Source organism: Colwellia sp. KS18-150 (genome assembly GCF_057551365.1).
Genome location: NZ_BAAJMC010000047.1, coordinates 1 through 534 on the forward strand (window position 1 = coordinate 1; position 534 = coordinate 534).

Annotated in this window: 1 protein-coding gene; it reads right to left on the reverse strand. The window is 35.4% G+C overall.

All coding sequences use genetic code 11. The features are described 5' to 3' along the window. Window positions 1-68 precede the first annotated feature (68 nt). A partial coding sequence (locus tag AC27IF_RS20220; RefSeq protein WP_487056158.1) for a hypothetical protein occupies window positions 69-534 on the reverse strand: 466 nt, incomplete at its 5' end.

Consider the following 534-nt stretch of genomic DNA (forward strand, 5'->3'; position numbering starts at 1 on the left):
ATAACGCCTCGTTAAGAGGCAAATAATATGTTGGCTAAAATAAGCGACGCAGGAGCAAAAGCCAACTGTTATTTGTCCTGCTTTAACGACTTGTTATGTGTAAATTTCACCATATTTTCTGGGATGCTTTCATAACTCATGTATTTTTGTAATATAGATTGTATTTCAGGATTATCTTCCCAGGCTGCAATAGGGTAGTTTTCATTCATAAGCGCTAAACCTTTAAGCAACTTTATGGCTCTGCCTACTTCATGTTTAGGATATAAGCACTCTTTATGAGATAACAGCATATCTATAGCAATAACCGAAGATGAAAGCTCATTAATTAAGAGTTTTTTCGCTTCCTCAGGTTGACCTGAATTAAAATACTCAAGAGCGCTAAAAGGTAGGTTAACTATCGAAAGGTTTTCGTACAACAACGAAGGTTTATCATCGTTAGTATAAGGACACGGTTCTTTTGCATGCATGTTGGCACTAAATAAAAGTACACTAATATATAAATATTTCACCGAACATCCTTTTACACATAACGCC